The organism is Gracilimonas sp., from assembly GCF_035704785.1.
GTDB lineage: Bacteria > Bacteroidota > Rhodothermia > Balneolales > Balneolaceae > Gracilimonas.
The window spans coordinates 1-6,089 of the sequence record NZ_DASSWP010000115.1; the positions used below are offsets into that span (position 1 = coordinate 1).

Annotated in this window: 5 protein-coding genes and 1 tRNA gene; 4 read left to right on the top strand and 2 right to left on the bottom strand. The window is 40.7% G+C overall.

Annotated features, from left to right (window positions below; genetic code table 11):
* Positions 1–1,027 (bottom strand): TGS domain-containing protein (locus tag VFM80_RS06965; RefSeq protein WP_395070898.1); only part of this gene is annotated, 1,027 nt, incomplete at its 3' end.
* A gap of 160 nt (positions 1,028–1,187) precedes the next feature.
* On the opposite strand from VFM80_RS06965, the gene VFM80_RS06970 reads away from it, so the two are divergent.
* Positions 1,188–3,326, top strand: coding sequence for a PAS domain S-box protein (locus VFM80_RS06970; protein ID WP_395070900.1), 2,139 nt, complete (start codon positions 1,188–1,190; stop codon positions 3,324–3,326).
* A gap of 26 nt (positions 3,327–3,352) precedes the next feature.
* Here VFM80_RS06970 and VFM80_RS06975 read toward each other — a convergent pair.
* Positions 3,353–3,426, bottom strand: a tRNA-Val gene (locus VFM80_RS06975).
* A gap of 244 nt (positions 3,427–3,670) precedes the next feature.
* Between VFM80_RS06975 and nusB the strand changes: the two genes are divergently transcribed.
* From nusB to ychF, 3 genes are read left to right on the top strand one after another with little or no spacing between them, the layout of a single operon-like run.
* A complete protein-coding gene (gene nusB, locus VFM80_RS06980) occupies positions 3,671–4,138 on the top strand; it encodes a transcription antitermination factor NusB (protein WP_395070902.1) in 468 nt (155 codons plus the stop codon).
* A complete protein-coding gene (locus VFM80_RS06985) occupies positions 4,138–4,815 on the top strand; it encodes a metallophosphoesterase family protein (RefSeq protein ID WP_395070904.1) in 678 nt (225 codons plus the stop codon). Before nusB ends, VFM80_RS06985 begins: the two co-directional genes overlap by 1 nt.
* 20 nt (positions 4,816–4,835) lie before the next feature.
* A complete protein-coding gene (ychF, locus tag VFM80_RS06990) occupies positions 4,836–5,930 on the top strand; it encodes a redox-regulated ATPase YchF (protein ID WP_395070906.1) in 1,095 nt (364 codons plus the stop codon).
* Positions 5,931–6,089 lie beyond the last annotated feature (159 nt).

Here is a 6,089-nt window from a genome sequence, read left to right on the forward strand (position 1 = left end):
GGTGATGCGGGCAGTTCATTGGCTTCAGCATGTACTCTTCATCATCTACCTGCATGGGATTGTATTGAGAATCCTGATAGTAGGGGTAGTGACCTGAAGTCTTATATAATTCTATATTGGCGATATGTGGAGTGATGACTTCTTTGTATCCGCGTTTTTTTTGTTCATCACGCAAAAACGCTTCCAAGGTTCTTCTCAGAATTGTTCCATTGGGAAGCCACATCGGTAGGCCACTGCCTACCATATTATCGATCATATAGATGCCAAGCTCTTTACCAAGCTTACGGTGATCACGTTTTTTAGCTTCCTCGATCCTATGGAGGTGTTCCTCTAGCATTTTCTGTTTCGGAAAACTTATGCCATAAATTCGGGTAAGCTGTTTACTGTCGGAATCTCCACGCCAGTAGGCGCCGGCCAGGCTGGTGAGTTTTATAGCTTTTACATCACCGGTGCTTGGGATGTGCGGACCGCGGCACAGATCAGTAAATTCGCCCTGTGTATAAAAAGTAATAGTGCCGTCTTCGAGATCATCGATCAGGTCCACTTTATATTCATTTCCTTTTTCTTTGTAGAAACTGAGAGCTTCATCTTTAGAAACATTCTTTCGCTCGAATTCTGATTTCTTGCGAGCCATTTCGATGAACTTATCCTCAATTTCAGAAAGATCATCCTGGGTGATCTGATCATCCCCGAAATCAATATCGTAATAAAACCCACTTTCGATGGGTGGGCCTATACCGAATTTAGCTTCAGGATAAAGTTCCTGTACAGCTTCAGCCAAAAGGTGAGCAGAGGAGTGCCAGAAGGTATATTTTCCATCTTCGCTATCCCATGTATTAATAGTGATATCAGCATCCTCAGTAATGGGTCGGTCAAGGTCAATGATATCCCCGTTCACTGTGATACTAAGTGCGGCACGAGCCAACCCGGCTGCTATAGATTGAGCAACTTCAAGTCCTGTTACTCCTGATGAATATTCACGTTGGGTTCCGTCGGGTAGTGTAAGCGTAATTTTTTGGTCTGCCATTCAGTATTAAATTCTCAAAAATTTGTTAGTGTCGTAAGATAAAAAAAATAGTATGTACACACAGGCTTATTCCTGCTATTATTTTTACATAAATGAATTGGATTTGATGGATTAGAAATGGGATATTCGGTCGGCAATGAATTAATCATCTCAGTAATAAATGAATTTGACCCCCGAAGCGAGCTTCTTTGATGCTCAGCCCATGTTCGTATGTGAACAAGCTACATTAAAAATCTTAGACGTAAATACTGCTGCTTCCGAGATATTAGGTTACTCCAAAAAACAATTCTTCAAAAAAAGAGTGATTGATTTTGGAGAAGAGAAAACAATTCAAGAATTAAACCTGGGATCAAAAAGCTTTAAAGACCAGAATCTTGAAAAAGTATGGGTTTTTGAAGCAGCCTGTGGTAAGCCTATATATTTCCAGCTTTCAGCCCACCTTATAAACTATAAAGGCCGACCTGCGAAGTTAGTGATAGGGCACAATGTTTCTGATATAGTTCAGGGAAAAACAAAGGAAAATAAATTACTCTCGAGTCAGCTAAACCTGAATAACTTTCCACTGGCTGAAGTGGAATGGGATCCATCACTGAATATAATTCGCTGGTCACAAAAGGCAGAAGAAATATTTGGATACACTGAATCAGAAGCTATATCTGAGCATCGTTTACTTGAAAAGTTTATTCATAAAGATGATCTAGAGCATGTTCGCTACAAGATCAATGAAGCCTTTGAAAAAGGAGAGCAGGAGGTTTCGGTTATTAACCGGAATATCACTAAGGATGGTGATGTTATTTATTGTGAGTGGTACAATTCTCTGCTTTATAATGAAAATGGGGAAGTGGCAGCTATTTATTCACTCACACATGATGTTACCGACCGCGAGGAGGCGTTGTTGAATACCCAGCGGAGCATGATGAGCTATCAGGACTTGTTTAACTCGATCAGTGATGCTATCTATTTGCTCGATAAAGACGGGGTTATTGTTGAGGTAAATAATGGTCTTGAGAAAACTTTTGGCTACAGAAGGAAAGAAGTTGTTGGAAAGCACAACAAGATACTGGCTGCTCCGGGAAAATATGATGCTGAACGTATTCAGGAAATAATCCAGCTTGCACATAACGGTAAACCCGGGAAATATGAGGGATGGGGGCGAAAAAAGAACGGAGAGATATTCCCAACCGAGTTTTTGGTAAATACCGGTAATTATTTTGGAGAAGATGTCTTGATCGTTATTGAGCGTGATGTGACGGATCGAAGAGAATCGGAAGAGGCCCTGAAGCAACGTGAAGGATTGTTCACTAAGTTATTTAATTCTTCACCCATAGGAATTGCGTTGCTGAATGAACATCGGGAAGTGGAGATGGTGAACGATGGATTTGAGCAGCTTTTCGGGTATCGCGAAAATGAACTGAAGGGACTTGATCTTGATAAACTGATCGTACCTGAGATTGGGCAGGAAGAAGCAGTTAAACTCAGTGAAGCCGAACAAATAAAACAAGTAACCGAAAAGCGTATTCGAAAAGACGGTACTATTGTAGATGTGATCATTTATGCAGTACCTGTAGTTGTGGAAAAATGTGTAGTGGGTATCTATGGGATCTATGTGGATATAACGGATCGAAGAAAATCAGAGGAGCAGGTACGTAAATCATTGAGGGAAAAAGAGATGATGCTCGCTGAAATCCATCACCGGGTAAAAAATAATTTAGCTGTTATCACAGGATTGTTGGAATTACAATCATTTTCAGCTGAAAGCGAAAGTGCCCGTCGTATTTTGAGAGACAGTCAAATGAGGGTGAACTCTATAGCAATGGTTCATGAGAAGCTTTATCAAAGTGAAGATTTCTCGGAAGTGGATATCAGTCAATATTTTGAGGAGCTTTCCCATATAATCCACAAAACCATGAAGCAGGACGATATCAAAGTGGATATTGAGTTGAATATTCAGGCAGTTAAACTGCCCATTACCCAAGCTATTCCCTGCGGACTTCTTTTAAATGAAATTCTGAGCAATAGCTTTAAGCATGCTTTTAAAGGAAAGGATCATGGAAAAATTGGGATATGCTTATCTAAGCAGGAGCATAAACTCCTTTTGAAAATTCAGGATAATGGAATTGGAATGCCCGAAGATTCAGAAATGGATATCAATAAGTCTATGGGCATGACACTCATTAAAACGTTGTCTAAACAGCTGAATGCCTCATGTTGTTTTAGAAATGAAGACGGAGTTGTTTTCGAATTTGAATTTGAGAAGAAGGAAAATGAGGAGAAAATAGCAGAGCCGTTTGAGAGGTGATTAACTAACTATTGGGGTAAGGAAAGTGCGTCCTACTGGATTCGAACCAGTGACCTCTGCAATGTCAATGCAACGCTCTAACCAACTGAGCTAAGGACGCAAGAGTCAATAAATAAACGGCTCAAATATAGGAACCTTTCCGGCAGGATTACAATGGAAGTTTTAGGTTTTTCGGACCCCACAAATTCATCCATCGCAAATCGGTCGTTCGGTCAATCGAACAAAACTGTGATTAACCGATGCACCGATAGTCCGAACTGCGATTTAAAATTTCCCGCTAACATACTATACAATTGTTTAGGCAATGCTGTATCTTTGGCGCTCATTAAGATTAGTTATTTGGCATGATAAACCGCAGACAAGTAAGAGAAACTGTTCTCAAAGCAATTTACGCACTCCAACTCAGTAAGGATTCTACCCAGCACGTCGCCGACACTATTTTAAAAAAAGCAGAATTCGCGAAAGAAAAAGAACTTCGTCGTTTTTCCGAAAAACTGTTTTTTAACACGGTTGAACATGAAGAAGAACTTGATGAAGTAATTTCCAAGCATATCAAGAACTGGGATATTCATCGCCTGGCACTTATTGATCGGCTAGTGTTGAAAATGGCGATATGTGAGTTTATCTATTTTGAAGAGATCCCGACCAAAGTAAGTATTAATGAAGCTATTGAAATTGCCAAGAGATACTCGACCGCAAAGTCGGGAAGGTTTATAAACGGTATTTTAGATGCAGCTTTAACTGATCTGGACGAATCAGGTCGTATCAATAAAAAGGGTAGAGGACTGATCCAGCAATCTTTGGGTAATTGATGTCAGAATACGAACAAATAATTGCTATCGGTGATATTCACGGATGTGCCGAATCTAATGAAGCCTTACTGAAAAGGCTGGATAAAGATTATGGAAATAGCCCGGTCTATGTGTTTTTGGGTGATTACATCGATCGAGGCCCGGATTCAAAAAAAGCAATAGATCAGTTATTGGAGTTTGACCGGGATCATGAGTGTATCTTTTTGAGAGGTAATCATGATCAAATGCTGCTGGATGCCTATGAGAAATATGAATGGGATCTGTGGCTGAGTAACGGTGGAAATACCACACTTGAAAACTACAACTGCAGGCCCGGTAAATTTGATCTTCCTGAATCACACTATGATTTTTTCAAGAACACTGTCTTGTATTGGCAAACAAAGGATTATTTTTTCGTTCACGGCGGAATATCTCCTGCATTGACCATCAAGGAAAACTTGGAAAGTGAATATGAAAGAGATCAATTTCTTTGGCAGCGTGAACACGTATATGCCAAAGAAAATAAATGGGAGAAAACGGTCGTTTTTGGCCACACTCCGGTCAAAGAACCTCTTTTAAAAGAGAATATGATCGGCATAGATACGGGATGTGTTTATAAAGAAAGAGGCTATGGAATTTTAACAGCCGTAGTTTTGCCGGAAATGAAATTTATTCAACAAGAAATTATAGACTTTTAATATTTAAACAGACTTTTTAAATGAGCTTAAAATGTGGAATTGTTGGCTTGCCCAACGTAGGTAAATCAACTTTGTTTAATGCCCTGAGTAATGCGGGCGCCGAATCAGCAAACTTTCCTTTTTGTACCATCGATCCCAATGTCGGGATGGTTCCGGTACCTGATGGAAGGTTAAATAAACTGGCTGAACTGGCTGAGTCTAAAAATGTACTTCCCACCGTTATCGAGTTTGTGGATATCGCGGGTTTGGTAAAAGGAGCTTCGGAAGGAAAAGGGAAGGGTAATGCATTCTTGTCCCATATTCGTGAGGTGGACCTGATTCTGCATGTAGTGCGCTGCTTTGATGACGATGACATCATCCATGTAGAAGGAAATGTTGATCCGGAACGTGATATTAGAATTATAGAAGAAGAGCTCATACTCAAGGATCTCGAAAGTGTAGAGAAACGCGCAGAGCGGCTCAAAAAAGAATCCAAAGGTGGAGACCGCGCTTTAAAAGCTCAGTATGAAATTGTGCAACGCCTGGCAGAACATCTCGGTGATGGGAATTCAGCACGCACATTTGAAGTGAGTGAGGATGAAAAAGCGGCATATAAGGATCTATTTCTGCTTTCTGCCAAACAGGTTTTATATGCCTGTAATGTTGGGGAATCTGATCTGGAAACCGGAAATGAATATGTGGAAAAGGTAAAAGAAATTGCCTCCGAGCATGATGATAATACCGTAATGTTCTGCGCCAAGATCGAAGCTGAGATCGCCGAACTTGATGAAGACGAGAAAGAGATGTTCCTCGAAGAACTCGGTGTTGCAAGTGCAGGATTGGATCGCCTGATCAAAGCGGCATATGAAGAATTAGGCTTGATCACCTATTTCACTGCTGGACCCAAAGAAGCCCGTGCCTGGACCATCAAAAAAGGAACTAAAGCCCCTCAAGCTGCCGGTGTGATTCACACCGATTTTGAGAAGGGATTCATTCGCGCCGAAACCATTGCCTACAAAGACTACGAAGAGTTAGGGTCTGAAAAAGCCGCCCGTGAAGCAGGAAAAATGCGGCAGGAAGGGAAGGAATACGTGGTTAAAGATGGAGATGTGTTGTTGTTCAGGTTTAATGTGTAAATAAAGTTGAAAGTTGATAAAGTGATAGGGTGATATAGCCTCACTTAGGCAATATCACCCTATCAACTCTCAACTATCAATGTATTGTAATCTCTGACGCAACTGTTTTTTAGTATCCTCATCACAAAACGCCGCTTCGATCGCGAATTCATTCCCCCG